General features: G+C 62.5%; 26 protein-coding genes. 17 read left to right on the top strand and 9 right to left on the bottom strand.

Annotation, left to right across the window (positions count from 1 at the left end):
• The first annotated feature begins 16 nt into the window (after positions 1-16).
• On the top strand, positions 17-1,006 hold the full coding sequence (meaB, locus tag RYZ20_RS11195) for a methylmalonyl Co-A mutase-associated GTPase MeaB (protein WP_317673468.1): 990 nt from the start codon (positions 17-19) through the stop codon (positions 1,004-1,006).
• A 162-nt stretch (positions 1,007-1,168) separates the two neighbouring features.
• Positions 1,169-1,447: a hypothetical protein gene (locus RYZ20_RS11190; protein ID WP_317673466.1), complete on the top strand. Its 279-nt coding sequence runs from the start codon at positions 1,169-1,171 to the stop codon at positions 1,445-1,447.
• A gap of 291 nt (positions 1,448-1,738) precedes the next feature.
• On the opposite strand, the gene RYZ20_RS11185 is transcribed toward RYZ20_RS11190, so the two are convergent.
• The 3 genes from RYZ20_RS11185 to RYZ20_RS11175 form a co-directional block, all read right to left on the bottom strand.
• On the bottom strand, positions 1,739-2,167 hold the full coding sequence (locus tag RYZ20_RS11185; protein WP_317673464.1) for a hypothetical protein: 429 nt from the start codon (positions 2,165-2,167) through the stop codon (positions 1,739-1,741).
• Positions 2,168-2,325: 158 nt separating this feature from the next.
• Complete coding sequence (locus tag RYZ20_RS11180; protein ID WP_317673463.1) at positions 2,326-2,841, bottom strand: copper chaperone PCu(A)C; 516 nt, start codon at positions 2,839-2,841, stop codon at positions 2,326-2,328.
• A gap of 40 nt (positions 2,842-2,881) precedes the next feature.
• Positions 2,882-3,235 (bottom strand): hypothetical protein, encoded by a 354-nt coding sequence (locus tag RYZ20_RS11175; RefSeq protein ID WP_317673461.1) that lies wholly within the window; start codon positions 3,233-3,235, stop codon positions 2,882-2,884.
• Between the two features lie 180 nt (positions 3,236-3,415).
• Here RYZ20_RS11175 and RYZ20_RS11170 point away from each other — a divergent pair, with 180 nt between their 5' ends.
• From RYZ20_RS11170 to rpsA, 6 genes are all read left to right on the top strand, one after another.
• Entirely contained in the window at positions 3,416-3,880 is a 465-nt protein-coding gene (locus RYZ20_RS11170) for a DMT family transporter (protein ID WP_317673459.1), read from the top strand.
• 33 nt (positions 3,881-3,913) lie between these two features.
• Complete coding sequence (gene trmB / locus RYZ20_RS11165) at positions 3,914-4,687, top strand: tRNA (guanine(46)-N(7))-methyltransferase TrmB (RefSeq protein ID WP_317673457.1); 774 nt, start codon at positions 3,914-3,916, stop codon at positions 4,685-4,687.
• A gap of 93 nt (positions 4,688-4,780) precedes the next feature.
• Positions 4,781-6,127: a 3-phosphoshikimate 1-carboxyvinyltransferase gene (gene aroA, locus RYZ20_RS11160; RefSeq protein ID WP_317673455.1), complete on the top strand. Its 1,347-nt coding sequence runs from the start codon at positions 4,781-4,783 to the stop codon at positions 6,125-6,127.
• Positions 6,127-6,537 carry a GFA family protein gene (locus RYZ20_RS11155; RefSeq protein WP_317673453.1) on the top strand — a complete coding sequence of 137 codons (411 nt, stop codon included), beginning with the start codon at positions 6,127-6,129 and terminating at the stop codon, positions 6,535-6,537. The genes aroA and RYZ20_RS11155 overlap by 1 nt, the downstream gene beginning before the upstream one ends.
• Before the next feature lie 2 nt (positions 6,538-6,539).
• Positions 6,540-7,127, top strand: coding sequence for a (d)CMP kinase (locus tag RYZ20_RS11150; protein ID WP_317673451.1), 588 nt, complete (start codon positions 6,540-6,542; stop codon positions 7,125-7,127).
• Between the two features lie 170 nt (positions 7,128-7,297).
• On the top strand, positions 7,298-8,977 hold the full coding sequence (gene rpsA, locus RYZ20_RS11145) for a 30S ribosomal protein S1 (protein ID WP_317673449.1): 1,680 nt from the start codon (positions 7,298-7,300) through the stop codon (positions 8,975-8,977).
• A 9-nt stretch (positions 8,978-8,986) separates the two neighbouring features.
• Here rpsA and RYZ20_RS11140 read toward each other — a convergent pair whose 3' ends face one another.
• The gene (locus tag RYZ20_RS11140) at positions 8,987-9,292 is read right to left on the bottom strand and encodes a hypothetical protein (RefSeq protein ID WP_317673447.1); all 306 of its coding nucleotides are present in this window, start codon (positions 9,290-9,292) and stop codon (positions 8,987-8,989) included.
• Between RYZ20_RS11140 and ihfB the strand changes: the two genes are divergently transcribed.
• Genes ihfB through RYZ20_RS11125 form a run of 3 tightly spaced genes read left to right on the top strand, consistent with a single transcriptional unit; the run spans position 9,267 to position 10,584 of the window.
• Entirely contained in the window at positions 9,267-9,554 is a 288-nt protein-coding gene (gene ihfB / locus RYZ20_RS11135; protein WP_317673445.1) for an integration host factor subunit beta, read from the top strand. The two genes, RYZ20_RS11140 and ihfB, sit on opposite strands and share 26 nt — an antisense overlap.
• A 1-nt stretch (position 9,555) precedes the next feature.
• Positions 9,556-9,912, top strand: coding sequence for a LapA family protein (locus RYZ20_RS11130; protein WP_317673443.1), 357 nt, complete (start codon positions 9,556-9,558; stop codon positions 9,910-9,912).
• On the top strand, positions 9,913-10,584 hold the full coding sequence (locus RYZ20_RS11125) for a phosphoribosylanthranilate isomerase (protein ID WP_317673441.1): 672 nt from the start codon (positions 9,913-9,915) through the stop codon (positions 10,582-10,584). It abuts the gene before it with no gap.
• 2 nt (positions 10,585-10,586) lie between these two features.
• Here RYZ20_RS11125 and RYZ20_RS11120 read toward each other — a convergent pair whose 3' ends face one another.
• Positions 10,587-10,898 carry a hypothetical protein gene (locus RYZ20_RS11120; protein ID WP_317673439.1) on the bottom strand — a complete coding sequence of 104 codons (312 nt, stop codon included), beginning with the start codon at positions 10,896-10,898 and terminating at the stop codon, positions 10,587-10,589.
• A 209-nt stretch (positions 10,899-11,107) separates the two neighbouring features.
• Between RYZ20_RS11120 and trpB the strand changes: the two genes are divergently transcribed.
• Positions 11,108-12,337 carry a tryptophan synthase subunit beta gene (trpB, locus tag RYZ20_RS11115; protein ID WP_317673438.1) on the top strand — a complete coding sequence of 410 codons (1,230 nt, stop codon included), beginning with the start codon at positions 11,108-11,110 and terminating at the stop codon, positions 12,335-12,337.
• A 48-nt stretch (positions 12,338-12,385) separates the two neighbouring features.
• Here the strand turns inward: trpB and RYZ20_RS11110 are convergent, their stop codons facing one another.
• Positions 12,386-13,291 carry a zinc ABC transporter substrate-binding protein gene (locus tag RYZ20_RS11110; RefSeq protein WP_317673437.1) on the bottom strand — a complete coding sequence of 302 codons (906 nt, stop codon included), beginning with the start codon at positions 13,289-13,291 and terminating at the stop codon, positions 12,386-12,388.
• Positions 13,292-13,377: 86 nt separating this feature from the next.
• On the opposite strand from RYZ20_RS11110, the gene RYZ20_RS11105 reads away from it, so the two are divergent.
• From RYZ20_RS11105 to RYZ20_RS11095, 3 genes are read left to right on the top strand one after another with little or no spacing between them, the layout of a single operon-like run.
• Complete coding sequence (locus RYZ20_RS11105) at positions 13,378-13,875, top strand: Fur family transcriptional regulator (RefSeq protein ID WP_317673436.1); 498 nt, start codon at positions 13,378-13,380, stop codon at positions 13,873-13,875.
• Positions 13,872-14,633, top strand: a complete 762-nt coding sequence (locus tag RYZ20_RS11100) for a metal ABC transporter ATP-binding protein (RefSeq protein ID WP_317673435.1) — start codon at positions 13,872-13,874, stop codon at positions 14,631-14,633. Before RYZ20_RS11105 ends, RYZ20_RS11100 begins: the two co-directional genes overlap by 4 nt.
• Positions 14,626-15,411: an iron chelate uptake ABC transporter family permease subunit gene (locus tag RYZ20_RS11095; protein ID WP_317673434.1), complete on the top strand. Its 786-nt coding sequence runs from the start codon at positions 14,626-14,628 to the stop codon at positions 15,409-15,411. The genes RYZ20_RS11100 and RYZ20_RS11095 overlap by 8 nt, the downstream gene beginning before the upstream one ends.
• 58 nt (positions 15,412-15,469) lie before the next feature.
• Here RYZ20_RS11095 and RYZ20_RS11090 read toward each other — a convergent pair whose 3' ends face one another.
• On the bottom strand, positions 15,470-16,795 hold the full coding sequence (locus tag RYZ20_RS11090; protein ID WP_317673433.1) for a UDP-glucose dehydrogenase family protein: 1,326 nt from the start codon (positions 16,793-16,795) through the stop codon (positions 15,470-15,472).
• A gap of 326 nt (positions 16,796-17,121) precedes the next feature.
• Between RYZ20_RS11090 and RYZ20_RS11085 the strand changes: the two genes are divergently transcribed.
• Positions 17,122-17,310: a hypothetical protein gene (locus tag RYZ20_RS11085; protein ID WP_317673432.1), complete on the top strand. Its 189-nt coding sequence runs from the start codon at positions 17,122-17,124 to the stop codon at positions 17,308-17,310.
• Between the two features lie 88 nt (positions 17,311-17,398).
• Here RYZ20_RS11085 and RYZ20_RS11080 read toward each other — a convergent pair whose 3' ends face one another.
• Entirely contained in the window at positions 17,399-18,073 is a 675-nt protein-coding gene (locus RYZ20_RS11080; protein WP_317673431.1) for a YjbF family lipoprotein, read from the bottom strand.
• Positions 18,070-20,157, bottom strand: coding sequence for a YjbH domain-containing protein (locus tag RYZ20_RS11075; RefSeq protein WP_317673430.1), 2,088 nt, complete (start codon positions 20,155-20,157; stop codon positions 18,070-18,072). The genes RYZ20_RS11080 and RYZ20_RS11075 overlap by 4 nt, the downstream gene beginning before the upstream one ends.
• Before the next feature lie 177 nt (positions 20,158-20,334).
• Between RYZ20_RS11075 and RYZ20_RS11070 the strand changes: the two genes are divergently transcribed.
• On the top strand, positions 20,335-20,652 hold the full coding sequence (locus RYZ20_RS11070) for an antibiotic biosynthesis monooxygenase family protein (protein ID WP_317673429.1): 318 nt from the start codon (positions 20,335-20,337) through the stop codon (positions 20,650-20,652).
• Positions 20,653-20,654 lie beyond the last annotated feature (2 nt).

Below are 20,654 nucleotides of genomic sequence, written 5' to 3'. Positions count from 1 at the left end.
AACGTCCGAGGCCCAGATGACCGCACAGCTTCCCCCCGATATGGCGACCAAAATTCTGGCCGGAGATCGCCGGTCGCTGGCGCGGGCCATCACGCTGGTGGAATCGGGGCGGGCAGACCATCGGGCTCAGGCGACGGCTTTGCTGGAGGAACTGGCGGGCGCGGGCCGGCAGGCGCTGCGGATCGGTCTGTCGGGGACGCCGGGGGTCGGCAAATCTACCTTCATCGAGAGCTTCGGGATGCTGCTGACAGCGCAGGGGCTGAAGGTGGCGGTGCTGGCGGTCGACCCGTCTTCGGCGCGCTCGGGCGGGTCTATTCTGGGGGATAAAACGCGGATGGAACGCCTCTCGCGCGACCCGAACGCCTTTATCCGCCCCTCGCCCAGTCAGGCGCAGCTTGGTGGCGTGGCGCGGCGCACGCGCGAGGCGGTGTCGCTGTGCGAGGCGGCGGGTTTTGACGTGGTGCTGATCGAGACCGTGGGGGTCGGCCAGTCGGAAACGCTGGTCGCTGAAATGACCGATCTGTTCATTCTGCTCATGGCGCCTGCGGGCGGGGATGAGCTGCAAGGCGTCAAGCGCGGGATCATGGAAATGGCCGATATGATCCTTGTGAACAAGGCGGATGGCGACCTGAAACCCGCAGCGATGCGCACAGTTTCGGATTACGCAGGCGCGCTGCGGCTCTTGCGCAAGCGTCAGCAAGACCCCGAGGGTTTCCCCAAAGCGCTGGCCGTTTCCGCGCTTGAGGAAAACGGGTTGCAAAAAGCGTGGGACGAGATGACCGCACTGGCCGACTGGCGGCGTGAGAACGGGCATTTTGCCCGCCTGCGTGCGGAACAGGCGCGCCACTGGTTCGAGGCCGAGGTGCGCGAGGGACTTCTGGCGCGGCTCCACTCTGATCCTGAAATCCGCGCGCGGATGGTCGAACTGGGCAACGCGGTCGCCGAGGGTCACTCGGCCCCCGCAGCGGCCGCGCAGGATATGCTGGCCGCGCTGCGCCGCACCTGAAGCCCTGTCTGGTGGCTATTTGTCCTGTCGGGGTTTCGTCGAGCGTTTCGCATTCGCACGCCGCGCTTTAATCCGTTGACTGGGACGGGCGCCCCCCTTTTCCTTACCTGCTGAAAAGCCGCTCTTTCAGGGTCTCGCCAGCATAGGTAAGCCGAAGATCTGTTGCCACAGGCAGACCAGATCGAGCTATGGGCCGATCCCTCCCCCCGCGCGCAGGCCTGCCTTTGGTATACGCTTGCCGATCTGCACCGTATGGGCATCAGTCACGAACGCATTCGCCTGTGTCGCTTTGACGATCTGAAAAAGGAACGCGGCAAAGGTATCTGCAAGACACTTCTATGTGACGATCCCAAGCGCGAATTTCCGGCCGAACCGATCACCGCCGAAGACATGGAGAACGCATGCGCTCTGTGGCTGGCCGTCCAAGCTTCCCGCGCATAGTGAAATTTCAAAGCAGGATGACACGACAGCGCGGATTTTCACGCGGCTGGCCGGACGTTTCCCGAACCCCGAGACCGGCCTGACCGAGCTGCAACACCGCCTGCTTGACGCCACCCGATCGGATTGGCTTTCCATGGCCCCCTATAGGCGAGGCGATGACTGAAAGCAGCATACTCGGCGACCCTGTCGGAGATGAAATCCTGAGGCATGAGCTGGAACAGATGGCCTGCCTCACCCCTGCCCCCGTCGAGATCGAAGGCTCGGGGCAGATGCGTTTTTGCAAAGTCAGGCTTACTGATGCGGACGCTCTATACCTGCCTTAGTGTCCTTGATGAGGTCTTCGAAGGAAACATCTGGGGCGAACTGGCCCCAGATATAATAGTAGTCAATAATGCCGTCGATTTTGGGCCAATACTCTGCGAGAGCGGCGCGAAAATGGTCGGGCTTGTCCCAGTTCGAGCGTGGTCCGACGGTGAAATCCTCATGTGAGTAAAACCCGAAGATATTCTCGGGCAGGTGACGCGGAGCCTCAAAGAAGGGGTAAGCAAGCGCAAGCACAATGCGTATGGGGTAAGTAATCCTATTGATAATGCCCCAAGTTTGCACAGCGCGCAGGGGCGCTGCAATCCCGAGGTTTCCGGCGTGCTGAAAGCGCAGCTTGGCGCGCGGATCGGATTGGCCGTCATACCCGCGCGGCACGGCAGACACCGATCTCTGCATAAGGGCGGGACTGAAAATGCGTCCCTGTCCGGGGAGGGGAGTTTTTTCTGGGAACCATCCCCGCCACACCCTGCGAGGGCACGTAGGCCGGGCGGGGACGAACCCTGATCTTACGCGGCAGCTCCGTCGGGAACCGGCCTGCCGCGCCTGTCGAGGGATTAGTTCTGATGTTGGTGCTGCGGGGCCATCCCCTCGGGGGCGCCCTGCATCGTCTGCATCTGCGCGCCAGTCACCGAGACGGTGCCGCGCTCCAGATCAACGGGAACATCAATCTCGATTTCGCCCGCTTTCTCGAAGACCAGCGTCAGGTGAACCGTATCGCCATGCGCGAGGCGCTGCTGCAGCCCCATGAACATCACATGGTCGCCGCCGCGTTCCAGCAAATGCAGTCCGCCCGCCGGGATCGGGAACCCCTCGGGGACGTGAAGCATCTGCATCATGCCATTGGCGTCGGCTTTGTGGGTGTGCAGCTCGGTCCGCGCGGCGATTGCGGATTTCACGTCGATCAGCCGGTCCTCCTCGGGGCCGGAATTGTGGATCGCCAGAAAGGCGGCCCCCGAGGTGGACATGGCGGTCGAAACCCGCGCATAGGCATCGGATACGGAGATTTCGGCCCATGCAGGCAGGGCAAAAGCAATTGCGCCTGCGCACAGGAGCGATTGGGTAAAGGTCATCTGGTTCTCTCTGACTGATGAATTCGGTGGGACGAAGGGATCAGCCGAGAAAAGGGGGCGCGCGGGCGCGGGGGGCAGGGGCGGTAAGGCCGTGGGCGGAGACGATGGCGGCAAGCGCGATCACCTCGGTCGAGCCTTCGGGACGCGAGACGCTCGGGGCGGGCGTGTCGAGCGCCGACATCATTGCCAGCACCATGTCGGGACAGAGTTGAACCGGACCAGTAGGGTCGCCATTCTCGTCGACCGAGATCGTCGTCACCCCGTAACCGGTGCAGATGACCACTTCGCCCGCGACATAGGTATGCCCCCGCGCAACCGCCATTGTCAGGCTGGTCAGCGCAAGTATCACGACCATCAGGGCCGTTGTCATAATCGAGGCGGGGCTCCGGTTCATCGCGTTCATGCTAGCGTTTGGCGCCGGAAAAGGAAACGGTTTTGGTTGAGGTGGCATAAGCCACAGGTTGTTTCGCGCCAAAACGGGGGCAGATGGGACGTAAGGTCTTGAGGGATAGCCCGTTCAGCCCCGTTGACTTCGGAACGGGGCTGCACGATGCCGGTATCGGGAAAAACCAGGATGCCGCAGGAGGGCGCGATGGGGGATACGCTGAGATATGGGGCGATCATGCTGGCGGCGGGGATCGGGATTCCGGTGCTGGCCGCGCTGAATGCCCAACTGGGCGCGCGGATCGGCTCGCCCGTGGTGGCGGCGGTGGTGTTGTTTTGCGTCGCGCTGACGGGCGCGATTGTCGCGATGATGCTGACGCAAGGCCCGCTCGCGTTCCGCCATGTGCCCGCGCAGCCCAAGCATCTGTTTTTCGCGGGGCTTCTGGTGTGCTTTTATGTGCTGTCGATCACATGGGTCGCGCCGAAATTCGGGGTCGGGAATGCGGTGTTCTTTGTGCTGATGGGGCAGATGATCTCGGCGGCGGCGATTGACCAGTTCGGCCTGTTCGGTGCGATCCAGAAACCGCTGACGATGATGCGGGTGGCGGGGCTTGGGTCGATGGTTCTGGGGTTGATGCTGATCGTGAAGGCTTGACCCGTTGGCCTACGCGCAGTAGGTGCGCGCCCCATGACAGATACGCCCGAAACCCCCGAAACCGAAGATCAGGCCACGCCCGAGCGTGGCTGGCGCAACTTCTATGGTCGTCGCCACGGCAAGACGCTGAACCGCGCGCAGAAAGACTATCTGAACGAGGATCTGGAGGCGCTTTCGCCCGGGCATGTGTTCTGGGAGGATAACCCCGACCGTGTGCCGCTGGATCTGGCAGCGCGGTTTGGCGGGCGTCCGGTCTGGCTTGAGGTGGGCTTTGGCGGCGGCGAGCATCTGGCGCATATGGCCCAGACTTACCCCGATGTCTCCCTGATCGGCTGCGAGCCGTTCATGAACGGTGTGGCAATGCTTTTGGGCAAGATGCGCCGCGAAGGGATCGAGAATATCGCCGTTCATGCGGGCGATGCGCGCGACCTGATGGATGTGCTGCCCGACGGGAGCCTTGAAAAGGCGTTCCTGAACTACCCCGATCCGTGGCCGAAGAAACGCCATCACCGGCGGCGTTTCGTGACGCAAGAGCATCTGGAACCGCTGTTCCGCGCGCTGAAATCCGGCTCGGAGTTCCGCATCGCGACCGATATTCCCGATTATGTGCGTCAGGCCGTCGAAGAGGTGCCGAAGGCGGGCTTTGTGGCCGAGTTCGAGGTGCCTGCGGCCTTTGATTTCGAAAACCCCGCCGAGGTCTCGGGCGACTGGGACACGCCTTGGGCCGACTGGATCTCCACCCGCTATGAGCAAAAGGCGATCCGCGAGGGGCGCAAGCCGCATTACCTGACCTATCGTCGCCCTTAAGGCGCGAAAAACAGGGCGGATCGAAGGGGCGAGGATTGTCGCCCCTTTTTTCATGCGCTAACAGGACAGCAACACCTATGAGGGAGGCAACCCATGTCCGGCCACGGCGATCCTATTCCGATGATGTCCCGCAAGGGCGGGCCTCTTTCGGGCACGGCCAATGTGCCGGGGGATAAATCCATCTCGCACCGCTCACTGATCCTTGGTGCGCTGTCAGTCGGCAAGACCGAGATCACGGGGCTTCTTGAGGGGCAGGACGTTCTGGATACCGCCAAGGCGATGGAGGCATTCGGCGCCACCGTCACCCGCCACGGAGAAGGCGAATGGTCGGTTGAGGGCGTGGGCGTCGGCGGCTTCAAAGAGCCCGAGCAGGTGATCGACTGCGGTAACTCTGGCACGGGCGTGCGGCTTATCATGGGCTGCATGGCGACCTCGCCGATTTCCGCGACCTTTACGGGTGACGCGAGCCTGCGCAAGCGCCCGATGGGCCGTGTGACCGATCCGATTGGGCTGTTCGGGGCGCGCTCTTACGGGCGCGCGGGCGGCAAGCTCCCGATGACCATCGTCGGTGCGGCCGAGGCGGCTCCGGTCAGCTACACCACGCCGATGGCCTCGGCGCAGGTGAAGTCGGCGGTGCTGCTGGCGGGGCTGAATGCGCCGGGGCAAACCGTGGTGATCGAAAAGACCCCGACCCGCGACCATACCGAGCGGATGCTGCGCGGCTTTGGCGCCGAGATCAGCGTCGAGGAAACCCCCGAGGGCCACAAGATCACGCTTCAGGGCCAGCCCGAACTGGTGGCGCAGAAGGTTGCTGTTCCGCGCGATCCGTCTTCGGCGGCGTTTCCGGTCTGTGCGGCGCTTCTTGTGCCGGGGTCGGATATTCTGGTGCCGGGCGTGTCGCAAAACCCGACCCGCAACGGGCTGTTCCTGACGCTGAAAGAGATGGGCGCAGACATCGAGTTCCTGAACGAGCGCGAAGAGGGTGGCGAACCTGTCGCCGACCTGCGCGTGCGCTATTCCGAACTGCACGGCATTACCGTTCCGGCCGAACGTGCGGCGGCGCAGATTGACGAATATCCGGTGCTTTCGGTTGTGGCGGCCAATGCGACCGGCACGACGATCATGCCTGGCGTGCACGAGCTGCGCGTGAAGGAATCCGACCGGATCGACGCGATGGCGCGCGGGCTTGAGGCCTGCGGCGTGACGATCGAGGAAGACGAGGACACGCTGATTGTTCATGGTATGGGGCCGGGGAATGTGCCCGGCGGCGCGACCTGCAAAACCCATATCGACCACCGTATCGCGATGTCTTTCCTTGTGCTTGGCCTTGCCTCGCAACAGCCGGTCTCGGTGGATGACGGCTCGCCGATTGCGACCTCGTTCCCCGTGTTCGAAAGCCTGATGGCCGCGCTTGGCGCCCAGATCGAGCGGACGGCCTGATGACGGTGACGGGGCATTGCCTGTGTGGCGCGGTGCGCTACCGCATCGAGGGGCCGATGCGTCCGGTGATTGCGTGCCATTGCGAACAATGCCGTCGCAGTTCGGGGCATTTCGTGGCGGCCACCGCGGCCCCGCGGGAAAGCGTGACCATCGAGGGACCGGTGAGCTGGTATCAGTCCTCGGAAGTGGCGCGGCGCGGTTTTTGCGGTGCCTGCGGCAGCAACCTGTTCTGGGACGGGCCGGGGCCGGGGATCTCGATCATGGCGGGCACGCTGGATCAGCCGACAGGGCTGGTGCTGGACGGGCATATCTATGTGGCCGACAAGGGTGACTATTACGCCATTACCGACGGCTTGCCGCAGGCAGAGCAGGGCAGTGCCGACATCCAGCGCGGCAGCCAAAGGGGCTAATGATGAAATTCACGGTTGCGATCGACGGTCCGGCTGCGGCAGGCAAAGGCACCATCAGTCGCGCGGTGGCCGAGAGGTTCGGCTTTGCCCATCTTGATACCGGCGCGCTGTATCGGGCGGTGGGCGTCAAAGGCGGCGATCCGGTCGAGGCGGCCAATACGCTGGCGCCTGCGGATCTGGCGCGCGACGATTTGCGCTCGCTTGAGGCGGGGCAGGCGGCATCGAAAGTCGCCGTGATCCCCGAGGTGCGTGCAGCCCTTCTGGAGTTTCAGCGCAAATTTGCAGCCCAAGAGGGCGGCGCGGTTCTGGACGGGCGTGACATTGGCACCGTCATTTGCCCCGAGGCCGAGGTGAAGTTGTTTGTCACCGCCAGCGCCGAGGTGCGTGCGCATCGTCGCTGGCTTGAGGTCGGCGGCGACGAGGCGAAGGTGCTGGCCGAGGTGCGCGAGCGCGACGAGCGCGACATGAACCGCGCCGACGCGCCGCTAAAGCCTGCGCCCGATGCTGTTTTGATAGACACCTCCGAGATGAGTATCGACGAGGCGGTCGCGCGGGCCTGCGCCGAAATCACTGCCCGCCTGCCTGCCTGACGCGCCCCGGTCAGAAACACCAATAAAAGCTTGTGGAATTGGGGAATCGCGCCTATACGGGCGCGGTCCCGAGGGTCTGGCTTTGCCACGGCCCCTTTGGACGCATTCACATAAAGACCGGCGGAGCCAACCGCATGGCCAGAAAACCCATGTAAAGGAAACTCAGACGCATGTGCGCTAAAGCAACCATGGAAGAATTCGAAGCCCTTCTGAACGAAGCCTTCGAAATTGACACCCCCCAAGAGGGTTCGGTCGTCAAAGGCAAGGTCATCGCCATCGAGGCTGGCCAAGCCATCATCGACGTCGGCTACAAAATGGAAGGCCGTGTCGAACTCAAAGAATTCGCAAACCCGGGTGAAGCTCCCTCGATCGCTGTTGGCGACGAAGTGGAAGTGTTCCTCGACCGCGTCGAGAACGCCCGCGGTGAAGCCGTAATCTCGCGCGAGAAAGCACGCCGCGAAGAAGCCTGGGATCGCCTTGAGCAAGCCTACGCAAGCGAAGAGCGCGTCGACGGCGCCATCTTCGGTCGCGTCAAAGGCGGCTTCACGGTTGACCTTGGCGGCGCTGTGGCCTTCCTGCCCGGCTCGCAAGTCGACGTGCGCCCCGTGCGTGACGCTGGCCCGCTCATGGGTCTCAAGCAGCCGTTCCAGATCCTCAAGATGGACCGTCGCCGTGGCAACATCGTTGTCTCGCGCCGCGCGATCCTCGAGGAAAGCCGCGCCGAACAGCGCGCCGAAGTCATCGCGAAACTCGCCGAAGGCGAAGTCGTCGATGGTGTGGTCAAGAACATCACCGAATACGGTGCGTTCGTTGATCTGGGCGGCGTTGACGGCCTGCTGCACGTCACCGACATGGCATGGCGCCGTGTGAACCACCCGTCCGAGATCCTTGCGATCGGCGAGACCGTGAAGGTCCAGGTCGTGAAGATCAACAAAGACACCCACCGCATCTCGCTGGGCATGAAGCAGCTCCAGTCGGATCCGTGGGATGCCGTCGAGAACAAGTTCCCGCTCGGCTCGGTCCACAAAGGCCGCGTGACCAACATCACCGACTACGGCGCATTCGTCGAACTCGAAGCCGGTGTCGAAGGTCTGGTCCACGTCTCCGAAATGTCCTGGACCAAGAAAAACGTGCACCCCGGCAAGATCGTTTCGACCTCGCAGGAAGTGGACGTCATGGTCCTCGAGATCGACACCACGAAGCGCCGCGTTTCGCTTGGCCTCAAGCAGACCCAGCGTAACCCGTGGGAAGTCTTCGCAGAAACCCACCCCGTCGGCACCGAGATCGAAGGCGAAGTCAAGAACATCACCGAATTCGGTCTGTTCATCGGCCTCGAAAACGACATCGACGGCATGGTCCACCTGTCCGACCTCTCGTGGGAACAGCGTGGCGAGGACGCCATCCAGAACTACCGCAAAGGCGACATGGTCAAGGCCGTTGTCACCGAAGTGGACGTCGAGAAAGAGCGTATCTCGCTCTCGATCAAAGCTCTGGACGCAGACACCTTCTCGGATGCTGTTGACGGCGTGAAGCGTGGTTCGGTTGTGACTGTTGAAGTCACCGCAATCGAAGACGGCGGCATCGAGGTTGAATACAACGGCATGAAGTCCTTCATCCGTCGTTCGGACCTCGCTCGTGACCGTGCCGACCAGCGCCCCGAGCGCTTCCAGGTTGGCGACAAGGTTGACGCCCGCGTGACCAACGTTGACTCGAAAACCCGTAAGCTCGGCGTTTCGATCAAAGCACGCGAAATCGCTGAAGAGAAAGAAGCTGTCGAGCAGTATGGCTCGTCCGACTCGGGTGCGTCGCTCGGCGACATCCTCGGCGCAGCGCTCAAAGGCGACAAGTAATCGAACCTTTCAAAAGGTTTGTGGCTCCGTCCCTCGAAAGAGGGGCGGAGCTTTCTTTTGCCGATTCGTGATCCGCTGTCTTTGCAGTTGCAGCAAAAGGCCGCGCTGCGCGGATTGTTGCGCAAACGGCGCGAAAGCCGGGGCGGAAATGCCCGTTCGACGCGAAATCGGTCCAAAATTCTTACGAATTTCAAAGCCTTTCACTTTGAGCTGGCAAAAACTTTTCATATAGTCAGGGGAATAACGTTTAACCGGCGTCTGCCAGCCGGAGCCCTTGGGGGGATGAAAGATGATCCGATCGGAACTGATCGCCAAGATTTCGGAAGAAAACCCGCACCTGTTCCAGCGGGATGTCGAGAAAATCGTAAACACTATTTTTGACGAGGTCGTCGATGCGATGGCACGGGGCGACCGCGTGGAGCTGCGCGGCTTTGGCGCCTTCTCGGTCAAGAAGCGTGACGCCCGCACGGGCCGCAACCCGCGCACTGGCGAATCCGTTGATGTTGACGAAAAACATGTACCCTTCTTCAAGACCGGCAAGCTGCTGCGTGATCGCCTGAACGGAAACGAGAGCTAAGATGTTCCGACTGTTGCGTCTGTTGTTCCTCGGTGTGACCGCCGTGGTGTTGATTACCATTGCGATGGCGAACCGCGCGATTGTGACTCTGTCGGTGATCCCAGAAGAGGTTGCGGCCCATCTTGGCATGAACTGGACGTTGCAAGTCCCGCTGTTTGCCGCGATTTTTGCGGGCGTGCTGCTGGGGCTCTTGATCGGCTTCGTGTGGGAGTGGCTGCGTGAGTTCCGCATCCGCTCGACCGCGACCAAAGCCAGCCGCCGCGCGCAATATCTGGAAAAAGAGGTCGGTCGCCTGAAGAATACCCAGGCCGGTCCGAAGGACGACGTTCTGGCGCTTCTTGACGCCTCTGCCAAGTAAATGGTGACGCTGGCGGTCAATCACACCGGCCCCAAAGGGGTGCGGATCAAGATCTGTGGACTGCGCGATGCGGCCCATGTGCGCGCAGCCGCCGAGGCGGGCGCTGCCTATATCGGCCTTGTGTTCTTTCCGAAAAGCCCGCGCCATGTGACGATCGACGAGGCGCGTGCGCTGGCCCTCGAGGCGCCTTTCGGCATGGCGAAGGTCGCGCTGATGGTGAACCCGACGGATGCCGAGCTGGACGCGGTCCTGCAGGCCGTTCCCCTTGATATGATCCAGCTTCACGGCGCTGAAACGCCCGAGCGTGTGACCGAAGTGCGCGCGCGTGCGGGATTGCCCGTGATGAAGGCGGTCGGCGTGGCCGACGCCGCTGATCTGGAGCGTTTGCCTGCCTATGAGGCTGTGGCTGACCAGATCCTTGTTGATGCCAAGGCGCCCAAAGACGCCGATCTGCCCGGTGGTAACGGTCTGTCCTTTGACTGGCGCCTGATTGCAGGGCGCGAGTGGGAAAAGCCGTGGATGTTGGCGGGGGGGCTGACGCCCGAAAACGTGGCCGAGGCCATCCGCCTGACGGGGACGACTCAGGTCGATGTGTCGTCGGGTGTCGAAGCCGCGCCGGGCGTTAAGGATGCCGCCCTGATCCGTGCCTTTGTCGCGGCGGCGATTGGCTGATCTCACATGCTGCGGGTCGAGTCGAAATACCCTGCGCGGACCGCCTGACCGCCCGGCAAACCGGCATTCGGCGCGACACGGTTCAGGCACATGAACAGGTGGGTGTATTGCATCGCGTTCCCGTGTCCGCGGGTCGAGGCATATTCGGCATGTAGCCCCTGCGTGCGGCAGATACGCTCGGCCTCGTTATAGACATCGCGCGTGGCTTGGCGGGTGCCGGACTGAATGCGGATGCTGCTTCCGTTGTAATCTGTAACGGCGATCTGCGAGCAGGCGGTCGTAAGAAGGATCAACGGAAAAACAAGCCGCAGCATGGATAAGCTCCTGAAATGGATTGAGTTAAAATCACCCTGAGCGGGTATTTATTGTGATTTGATATGCTAATGGGTGCATTTTGTCCGCGCAAGCCGGATGCCTGCGTTTTCTGCGCGTAAGGATATTTTCAGTGAAGATATTGGCCCAACTTTACCAAGCCCTGTAATCGCGCTATCTGCGGTGGGGACAATTTGCGCGAGGACTGACGATGGACGATCTTCCCAACAGCTTTATGAATGCGCCGGACGAGAAGGGGCGTTTTGGCATTCATGGCGGGCGCTTTGTGTCGGAGACGCTGATGCCGCTGATCCTCGAACTTGAGGCGCAGTATGAGCACGCAAAAACCGACCCGAGTTTCTGGGCCGAGATGGAGCTGTTGTGGCGCGACTATGTTGGCCGTCCGTCGCCTTTGTATTTCGCGCCGCGCATGACCGAAGAGCTGGGGGGCGCGAAGGTTTACCTTAAGCGCGAAGAGCTGAATCACACTGGTGCGCATAAAATCAACAACGTGCTGGGGCAGATTTTGCTTGCGCGGCGCATGGGCAAGAACCGGATTATCGCAGAAACGGGCGCGGGCCAGCATGGCGTGGCGACCGCGACGGTTTGCGCGAAATTCGGCCTTCAATGCATCGTCTACATGGGCGCGACCGACGTCGAGCGTCAGGCGCCCAACGTCTTCCGTATGCGGCTTCTGGGGGCCGAGGTCGTGCCGGTAACCTCGGGTCGCGGCACGCTGAAAGATGCGATGAACGACGCGCTGCGTGATTGGGTAACCAATGTGCGCGACACGTTTTATTGCATCGGCACGGTCGCTGGCCCCGCGCCCTATCCGGCGATGGTGCGCGATTTTCAGTCGATCATCGGCAAGGAAACCCGCTGGCAGCTTGAGACGCACGAGGGCGAGGGGCGTTTGCCCGATACCGTCGTGGCGGCTGTCGGGGGTGGCTCGAACGCGATGGGGCTGTTCCACGAGTTTCTGGATGAGCCGACGGTGAATATCGTTGGCGTTGAGGCGGGCGGCCTTGGGGTTGATGACCGGATGCAGCATTGCGCGAGCCTGACCGGCGGTCGCCCCGGTGTGCTGCACGGCAACCGCACCTATCTGTTGCAGGACGAGGACGGCCAGATCCTTGAGGGGCACTCGATCTCGGCGGGTCTTGATTACCCCGGTATCGGCCCCGAGCATAGCTGGCTGCATGACACGGGCCGCGCGCAATATGTCTCTATTACGGATGCCGAGGCGCTTGAGGCGTTCCAGTTCTGCTGCCGGACCGAGGGGATTATCCCTGCGCTTGAAAGCTCGCACGCGCTGGCCCATGTGATGAAGCTCGCGCCGACCTTGCCGAAAGACCATATCATCGTGGTCAACCTGTCCGGGCGCGGTGACAAGGACATCTTTACCGTGGCCAAGCATCTGGGCGTGGAAATCCGCACCTGAACGCGCTGCTTATGAATGAAAAGCCCGCAGTCGTCTGCGGGCTTTTTGTTATCGGGCGGAAAGGCAGGCGATCAGGGTTTCGCTCATCTTTTCCAGCAATTGGCCATAAAGAGCAGGGCCGGGTTCCAGTGACGACCCCGATGGGTCCAGCGCGCCGCCAAGCCGGACCGATGTCCCCTCGATCAGAAGCTCCATCTGCTTGGGGTCGTGCTGCGCCTCTGGAAAGGCGCAGGCTGCGCCGCTGTCCTCAAGCGTCTGGCGCAGTGCAGAAATCCGCGCGACCCCCGGTGCGGCAGCATCGCCAAGCGCGACCGATCCGGCGTTCTGCAGGCCGAAATGGCTGGTGAAATAACCATAAGCGTCGTGAAACACGATGAAAGGGGTATCCTGCGCCATTGCCAGATCGGCGGTCAGTTGCGCGTCCAGCGCGGCAATGGCGGCGGCGGCCTTTTGTGCGTTGACCTCATAGGTAGGACGGTTTTCGGGGTCTTGCTGCGACAGCGCCCCGGCGATCACCCCAAGCCAGTGTTGCGCGTTCGTCGGGTCCAGCCAGGCGTGCGGGTCGATAGTGCCGTGATCGTGCTCGTCCTCTTCGTGGTGCTCGTCCTCTTCCTCGGCAAATTCGCGCAAGGTTGTTCCCTCTCTGTCGATCAGGGCGACCTGCGTGGCGCCTTCGCCAAGGCTATTGAGTGTCCGCTCCAGCCACGGGGTCATTTCCGGCCCGATCCAGAAGACCAGATCAGCAGACTGCAGCGAACGTGCCTGTGACGGGCGCAACTGATAGCTATGGGCGCTTGCCCCTGCGCCAAGAAGAAGCTCCGGCGCCCCTAATTCACCCATGACCTGCGAGACCAGCGAATGCACGGCGGGCAGGTCTGTCACAACATGCGGGGCTTCGGCCTGTGCCGCGAGGGGGAGCGCCAAAAGCGGCAAGGTCAGGGGGATACGGTGCAAAAGAGCCTCCATCGAACAGCTTGAACATCGGAGGTGACTTTTGTATGTTATATCGTAACACGTCAAGCGAAATGTGATAACGTAACATGCAAAGCCCCCCTGATCCAACATTGGCCTTTGAACGCCACGACCATGGTTGCTGCCTGCGCGACACGCTGGCGCGCGCCGAAGAGGTGGCCACGCGCGCAGGTGCGCGGCTGACGCCGGTCAGGCGACGCGCCTTGGAGATTTTGCTGGAAGAGCACCGTGCGATGGGCGCCTACGAGGTTCTGGAAAAATTGGCGGAAGGGGGCTTTGGCAGCCAGCCGCCGGTGGCTTACCGGGCGCTGGAATTCCTTGTAGATCATGGGCTTGCGCATAAGGTGCGCCGTTTGAATGCCTTTGCTGCCTGTATGCACCCGGGCGAGGATCACGCGCCGGTTTTCCTGATTTGCCGCGCCTGCAATGCTGTGGCCGAGGCTGAAGGGCAAGGAGTGCGTGCGGCCCTTGATGATGCGGCGGAAGTAGCAGGTTTCCGCGTGGAACGCGCCAATATCGAGGCGCTTGGCCTTTGCCCCGCCTGCGCAAAGGTGCTGAACGAATGAGCACCCTGATTTCGACCCGCGATCTTGCGGTGGGCTATGGCGAGACCCGTGTTCTGTCGCATGTGAATTTCGCGCTGGAGCCTGCCGAGATCGTGACGATCGTCGGGCCGAACGGCTCTGGCAAGTCGACGCTGATCCGCGCGTTGATCGGGCTGGAACCTGCCGCTGCGGGGCATGTCACGCGCAGGGCGGGGCTGCGGATCGGCTATGTGCCGCAAAAGCTCCATATTGACGCGAGCCTTCCGATCACCGTGCGCCGCTTTCTGTCGCTGCCCAAGCGGGTCAGCGATGCTGAGGCCGAACACGCGCTGGAGCGGACGGGCGTCGCGGGGCTGGGGCCGCGGCAGTTGGCGCGGCTGTCCGGCGGTCAGTTGCAGCGCGTTTTGCTGGCGAGGGCGCTCTTGATGCGGCCGCATGTGCTGATCCTGGATGAGGCGACACAGGGGTTGGACCAACCCGGCACGGCGGCCTTTTACCGGCTGGTCGAGGAGTTGCGGCGCGAAACCGGCGCGGCGGTTCTGATGGTGAGCCACGATCTGCATGTGGTGATGGCGACGTCGGATCGGGTGATCTGTCTGAACGGTCATGTCTGTTGCGAAGGCACACCGCAGGTGGTTTCCGAAGCACCCGAGTATCGTGCGCTCTTCGGGCTGGGGACGGGGGGCGCGTTTGCGCTGTATCGGCACGAGCACGACCACGCCCACGAGGGCAACGCAAGTTGCACGCATGAACATGAAGGCGAGCACGACCATGTTTGACGATTATCTGATGCGCGCGGCACTGGCCGGGATCGGCCTGACCTTTGCGACGGGGCCATTGGGCGCCTTCGTTGTCTGGCGGAGGATGGCCTATTTCGGGGATGCGACGGCGCATGCGGCGATTTTTGGCATCGCGCTCAGTTTTGCCTTCGGGATTTCGGTCTATGCGGGGACGCTGGCCGTGGCCTTGGGGATGGCGCTGACGGTGGCAAGCCTGTCGGGGCGGGGTCATGCGATGGATACGGTGCTTGGCGTTCTGGCCCATTCCGCGCTGGCCTTCGGGCTTGTGGCGGCGTCCCTCCAGTCGGGGCTGCGGGTCGATCTGAGCGCGTGGCTGTTCGGCGACATTCTGGCGGTGAGCCGTGCCGATCTGGCAATTGTCTGGGCAGGCGCGCTGGTGGTGGCGGGGCTGCTGGTCTGGCGCTGGCAGGGGCTTTTGACAGCAACGCTGAACGAGGAGTTGGCGCAGGCGTCCGGCATCAATCCGAGGGCCGAGCGGTTGGCGCTGACCCTTGCGCTGGCTTTGACGGTGGCGGTGTCGATCAAGATTGTCGGCGCGCTGCTGATTGCGGCCTTGCTGATCATTCCGGCGGCTGCCGCGCGGCAGGTGGCGCGCACCCCCGAGGCGATGGCCGTGGGGGCGATTGTCGCAGGCGGGGTTTCCGTCCTTGGTGGCCTGGGCGCATCGCTGAATTTCGACACGCCCGCAGGGCCGTCGATTGTCGCGGCGGCGGCGGTTCTGTTTGTGGTGTCGCTGTTTCTGAGGCGCGCGCACTGAGCGAGCGAACGCTCCAAGGGGGCATCGAACCCCCTTGGAGCGTAAGGGGCAAAGCCCCTTAGTCCGCTGCGCCGATGCCTTTGCGCCCGATGCAGGCGTAGCCCTCAAAGCCTGTGCGCTTGGCGTCTTTCGGGCTGTAGATGTTGCGCAGGTCGGCCATGCGCGGGGTTGTCATCTTCTTCGCCAGTTTCTTCAGGTCGAGGCCGCGGAACTCGTTCCACTCGGTCAACAGCACCACGCAATCGGCGTTCTGCGCGGCTTTGTAGGGATCATCCACCCAATGCACGCCCGGCAGCAGATGCTCGCCCTCGCGCTGGCCCTGCGGGTCCACCACGCGCACCTTTGCACCATTGCCGACCAGCGCAGGCACGATGGTCAGTGAGGGCGCCTCGCGCATGTCGTCGGTATTGGGTTTGAAGGTCACGCCCAGAACCGCGATGGTCTTGCCGTTGACCGAGCCGTCACACAGATCGACCACCTTATCGACCATGCGTCGCTTGACCTCGTCATTCACGCGGATCACGGTTTCAACGATCTCCATCGGAGAGGCATAATCCTGCCCGATCCGCGCCAGCGCGATGGTGTCTTTCGGGAAGCAAGACCCGCCATAGCCCGGCCCCGCGTGCAGGAACTTGTTGCCGATCCGGCCATCAAGCCCCATTCCGCGCGAGACCTGCTTCACATCCGCGCCGACCTTTTCGCACAGCCGCGCGATTTCGTTGATGAAGGTGATCTTGGTCGCCAGAAAGGCATTGGCGGCGTATTTGATCATCTCGGCGGTTTCCAGATCGGTGTAGAGGATCGGGAATTCGCGCAGGAAAAGGGGGCGGTAGACCTCGCCCATGACCTCTTCGGCGCGCTCCGAGGTGACGCCGACGACAACACGGTCGGGGCGCATGAAATCGTCGATCGCCGCGCCTTCGCGCAGGAATTCGGGGTTCGAGGCGACATCGAAGTCAAGATCGGGGCGAACTTTGCGGATCTCTTGCTTGACCTGACGATTGGTGCCGACCGGAACGGTGGATTTCGTGACAACGACGGCATAGCCGGTCATCGCCTCGCCGATTTCGCGCGCGGCGGCCATGACGTAGGACAGATCCGCGTGGCCATCGCCGCGCCGCGTGGGGGTGCCGACGGCGATGAAGATCGCATCCGCACCGGCCACTGCCGCTTTCAGATCGCCGGTAAAGCTCAGCCGCCCCGCTTCGACGTTTTTCGCCATCAGATCGTCAAGTCCCGGCTCGTAGATCGGCACTTTTCCCGCCTCGAGCATCTCGATCTTGCGCGGGTCTTTATCGACGCAAATCACCTCGTGGCCGAAATCCGAAAAACAGACGCCGGAAACCAACCCGACATACCCTGTGCCAATCATCACGATCTTCATGACGTATCCTCTTGCTGCCCGAAACGAGATCGCCGGGCTTTCCGTTAGGGTCTAGCAGATATGCCCCTTCCGGCAAGTATCGAGCGTTCGGCGTGGCCCAGATTTTCATCCAGTGATGCAATCTGTGTTTGAATCGGGCCTCGTGCCGGGGGCGCGGGAGGGGCGCCCATCGGCCTTTATTTATAGACCCGTGCTAAACTGCAACAGTTGTGGCGGGGTGAGTGGTTGCTCTCAGATTCGCTCTTTGCAATTGCGCGACGTTATGCGAGTGTCACCGCGATGCTGCCGAACAAGGCCGCACTTAAAAAGTAATGACGGAGATTACTATGAAAAAACTCGCTACTGTTGCTCTGGCCCTCGGCCTCACCGCTACCACCGCTTTCGCTGGCGGCTACGAAGCCCCGGTCGTCGCTGAAGAGCCGATCGTTGCTGAAGGCGCTTCGTCGTCGAACGCTGGCCTGCTGATCCCGGCTCTGCTGCTGGCAGGCATCGCGATCGTTGCTTCGAACAACTAATTCGAAGCGGCATACGCCGAAAAAAGAGACCGGAAAGCGTTTGCTTTCCGGTCTTTTTCTTTGTGTATGAAAGAGAGGCACGCGGGTCTTAGTCGCGCAAAGCCGTGATCGTCAGATAGCCCATGCGCGGCCCGATCCACTGGCGCGATGCGATGATCTGGCCCGCCTCGTTCACCATATAGCTGTTCTGGGCCTGGGCTGGTTCGCAAAGCTCTGTCACCGGCGTAACGGTCAGGCTTTGGTCGCCTGTGCCTTGGGTGACAGGCTCAGTGGGCGTGATTGTGCAGGTCATCGGATAGGGGCGCTCGCGCCCGTCGCCGTCAAGATAATACTGAACGCGGGGCACGGTGCCGCCTTGCCGCGCGCTGACAAGAGCCGCGCTTTGGGTGGCGTCGGAGGACATAACGTCGCGCCCGAAACCGCGTGTTGCGGCAATCATCCCGCCCCGCAGAGATAGCGAGCGTCCGTCGGGCGAAAGATAGGTCCGCATCTCGCCATTGCGCCCGCGTTCGGCAAAGATAACCGTTGCGCCATTATCGAACTGCGCCAGCAGCACCGGCCCCTCGATGGATTGCAGCGCGGATGCCGCGATCTGCTCAGCGCTGGCGGGTTGAGCAGGTGTCGGCTTGCCAAAGGGCAGCATCCTGGACAGCGTTCCCTTGGCCGGGCCGGCGCCGGATTTCGCGCCGATCTCGGCGCTGTCACGGCTGCACGCCGCCAGCGAGAGCGCCGTCAGGGCGGCCAGAGCGAGCGCGCGGCTCATCGCCACACGCGCCCCCAGTTCTGGTAAAGCTCGCCGATATGGCCCGAGCGGATGGTGTCGTAAAGCCGCCCGTCTACGTCGACCCGCGCGCCGCCGTCGCCCGAGTAGGGCCGCAGCGTCTGGTTGAAGGTGGCCAGAGACGGTTGCCCGATGGCCCAGCTCAGCGGGATCGAGAGGCGGATGCCCTTGTCAAACGCGCCGTTGCCGAACTCGGCCGAAGACATATCGGTGAGCGTCGCAAAGGCGCCGACCTTCCAGCCGTTTGCCAGTTCGCGATCGACCGCGATGGTCGCGCCCCAGTCTTCGGCAAGGTAGCGGCCCAGATCAAGCTGGCCGGTGATGCCTTCACCAAAATCGTAATAGGCCGACAGGTGCCCGCTGACGGTTTCGTAATCGGCAAACGAGAAATGCTGCTCGTAATCGCGCTTTTTCACATAGTCGATCTCGGCGCCAAGGGCGAGGCGCGAGTCGACGGGCTTCCACAGCAACTCACCCGAGATACCGCCATACATGCGTTCCAGATAGCCGACCGTCACGCGCGAATAGAGGTTCTCGGCCGGGCGGGCATACCAGGCCAGCGTCAGGTTCTGCACCGCCAGATCCGAGTTCGATTTGTAGGTGTTGATGTCCGAGCGCACGATCGCGGGCGAGGTGCCCGACGCGCTATAGCTGCCATCCGCGATGTTGCCGACAAGCTTCTGACGCACTGTCCCCGAGAGCAATAGCCCCGGCGTCAGCTCGATCTGGGCCTTCGCCTGAAGCCCCGCGTCGGCGCGCAGCGATTGGCCGGGCTCGTGGCTGGACAGCTCCAGATAGGGTGAGAAGGCGTATTTGACGCGCGGATAAACTGCCGTGGCAGCTGTGAACCCGTCACTGCCAAGGCCCGCCTCGGTGATTTCAGTGCGCGCCAGCAACTCATGCGCGGGACCGTTCTCCATCGCCTCGATGTCCGAGCGGCGCAGTCGGGTCGAGGAAACCGGCATACCCTTTTCGACCAGTGTGATGGTGAAATTCTCGACGCTGGCGGGCATCGCGCGGGTCAGCATCCGCGCGGCATGGCCGATCGCCTGCGGGCGCGCGTTATAGGTTTCGTTGCGCAGACGAATTTCGACGCCGGTCGTGGTCAGCTTCATCGCCTCAAGGATCTGGCCGTCGGATTTCAGCGCGTCGCCTAGCGCCTTCTGGATCGCGGGGCGGGCGGTCGGATCGGCGCTCCATGCGCCCGACCAGCCGCTTGCTGCGGCGGCACGCGGGCGCACTGGCAGCGGCGCCTTCTCCAGACCCGAGGGCGCCGGCGGGTCACGCGGGTCCATCGCGATGGTTGCCTGAAGCCCGATTTCAGAGCCGTGCAGTAGATAGGCGCCAAGCGAAACCGCCTTGTTTACCTTGTAATCCGCGCCGAAATTGAGCGAGGTTTTCCGTTCGAACCCGTTGCCAACCTCGGTCGTGTAGGCGTCCGAACTGATCTCGGCCTTGAGCGTCAGGCGGTCATTCGCCGCAAAAGAAAGCCCCGCGAAGGGCGCCACAGGGCCACGGAACCACTGATCCGCGTTAAAGCCGCCATCGCCCGACGGGGCAGGGCGGGTGCCGCCCGAACCGCCCTCAGAACCAAGCCGCCCCCAGCCAAGCCCGACGCTGGCGCGCAGGCGGGGGGTCAAGGTTTTCGTCGCCACAAGGTATTCGCTGCTTTGGCCGCTGTCGCCCACAATGTCACGCAGGCCCAATGCGATCGCGGGGCGCCAGCCAGCCTCTTCGAACACTTGCCAGTGCAGGTCGAAGCTGCGGTCCTTGAGTTTGCTGCCGCCCGTGCCCAGATCCTCGCTCTCCGAGAATCGCAGCGTGCCCGACAGGCTCGGCGCGATCTGGAAGTTGAACGCGGCGCGGCTGTCACCCTGCCGTGCGGCGACGGTTGCGGAAAACTCGCCGGCGGGGCGGGTTTCGGCTGTTGGCATGTCGATCAGGCCCGGGGCGCCGAAGCTGCCGAAGGAATAGCCGGTGGTCGGCTCGGACGATGCGCTTGCCGCCAGACCAAGCCCCGCCATCACGGCCAGAATGCTGATTTTTCCGAAATGTCCACCAGTCACAGCGCACCCCCATAATACTTTGCCGAGTCTTTAGCGCGGAATCCCGCTTTGTGCGAGGATAAAGCGGGATTTTGCACCCTTGCGAGGAGGTTTTGTCGCAGACTGTTGCCTTCGCCGCATGGCGGGTCTTGATTTTCCGCCCGGCTGTGCGAGCATGGGGGAAAGGAGGACATCCAGATGACGGAAATTTCCAAAGATTTCAACGGGCAGACGGTGATTTGCACCTTCGAGATGACACCAGCTACCGCGAGCGAGCTGATGGAGGCGCTGCAAGATGCCTATGATAATTGTATCAGCCGCCAGCCCGGTTTCCTTGGCGCAGGGCTGCATATGAACGATGCGCAGACGCGGATTGCGAACTATTCGAAATGGGAAAAGCGCGGCGACTATCAGGCGATGCTGCGCACCCCCGAGATGATCGAGCGTAACCGCAAAATCGGGCAGCTCTGCCGCCATTTCGAACCGGTCATGTATGAGGTGATGGCCGATTTCTAGGC

Origin of the sequence: Pseudothioclava alba (assembly GCF_033100795.1) — a bacterium.
GTDB lineage: Bacteria > Pseudomonadota > Alphaproteobacteria > Rhodobacterales > Rhodobacteraceae > Pseudothioclava.
The sequence above is the reverse complement of the archived record's forward strand: the minus strand, read 5'-3'. Positions and strand labels throughout refer to the sequence as shown.

Bases quoted from the DNA above. Each gene is read 5' to 3' on its own strand.
- RYZ20_RS11150 (WP_317673451.1), top strand. From the start codon at position 6,540: ATGAAATTCACGGTTGCGATCGACGGTCCGGCTGCGGCAGGCAAAGGC.
- RYZ20_RS11185 (WP_317673464.1), bottom strand. From the start codon at position 2,167: ATGCAGAGATCGGTGTCTGCCGTGCCGCGCGGGTATGACGGCCAATCC.
- RYZ20_RS11095 (WP_317673434.1), top strand. From the start codon at position 14,626: ATGTTTGACGATTATCTGATGCGCGCGGCACTGGCCGGGATCGGCCTG.
- aroA (WP_317673455.1), top strand. From the start codon at position 4,781: ATGTCCGGCCACGGCGATCCTATTCCGATGATGTCCCGCAAGGGCGGG.
- trpB (WP_317673438.1), top strand. From the start codon at position 11,108: ATGGACGATCTTCCCAACAGCTTTATGAATGCGCCGGACGAGAAGGGG.
- ihfB (WP_317673445.1), top strand. From the start codon at position 9,267: ATGATCCGATCGGAACTGATCGCCAAGATTTCGGAAGAAAACCCGCAC.
- meaB (WP_317673468.1), top strand. From the start codon at position 17: ATGACCGCACAGCTTCCCCCCGATATGGCGACCAAAATTCTGGCCGGA.
- RYZ20_RS11180 (WP_317673463.1), bottom strand. From the start codon at position 2,841: ATGACCTTTACCCAATCGCTCCTGTGCGCAGGCGCAATTGCTTTTGCC.
- RYZ20_RS11175 (WP_317673461.1), bottom strand. From the start codon at position 3,235: ATGAACCGGAGCCCCGCCTCGATTATGACAACGGCCCTGATGGTCGTG.
- RYZ20_RS11125 (WP_317673441.1), top strand. From the start codon at position 9,913: ATGGTGACGCTGGCGGTCAATCACACCGGCCCCAAAGGGGTGCGGATC.
- rpsA (WP_317673449.1), top strand. From the start codon at position 7,298: ATGTGCGCTAAAGCAACCATGGAAGAATTCGAAGCCCTTCTGAACGAA.
- RYZ20_RS11100 (WP_317673435.1), top strand. From the start codon at position 13,872: ATGAGCACCCTGATTTCGACCCGCGATCTTGCGGTGGGCTATGGCGAG.
- trmB (WP_317673457.1), top strand. From the start codon at position 3,914: ATGACAGATACGCCCGAAACCCCCGAAACCGAAGATCAGGCCACGCCC.
- RYZ20_RS11130 (WP_317673443.1), top strand. From the start codon at position 9,556: ATGTTCCGACTGTTGCGTCTGTTGTTCCTCGGTGTGACCGCCGTGGTG.
- RYZ20_RS11155 (WP_317673453.1), top strand. From the start codon at position 6,127: ATGACGGTGACGGGGCATTGCCTGTGTGGCGCGGTGCGCTACCGCATC.
- RYZ20_RS11080 (WP_317673431.1), bottom strand. From the start codon at position 18,073: ATGAGCCGCGCGCTCGCTCTGGCCGCCCTGACGGCGCTCTCGCTGGCG.
- RYZ20_RS11090 (WP_317673433.1), bottom strand. From the start codon at position 16,795: ATGAAGATCGTGATGATTGGCACAGGGTATGTCGGGTTGGTTTCCGGC.
- RYZ20_RS11105 (WP_317673436.1), top strand. From the start codon at position 13,378: ATGCAAAGCCCCCCTGATCCAACATTGGCCTTTGAACGCCACGACCAT.
- RYZ20_RS11070 (WP_317673429.1), top strand. From the start codon at position 20,335: ATGACGGAAATTTCCAAAGATTTCAACGGGCAGACGGTGATTTGCACC.
- RYZ20_RS11085 (WP_317673432.1), top strand. From the start codon at position 17,122: ATGAAAAAACTCGCTACTGTTGCTCTGGCCCTCGGCCTCACCGCTACC.
- RYZ20_RS11120 (WP_317673439.1), bottom strand. From the start codon at position 10,898: ATGCTGCGGCTTGTTTTTCCGTTGATCCTTCTTACGACCGCCTGCTCG.
- RYZ20_RS11170 (WP_317673459.1), top strand. From the start codon at position 3,416: ATGCCGCAGGAGGGCGCGATGGGGGATACGCTGAGATATGGGGCGATC.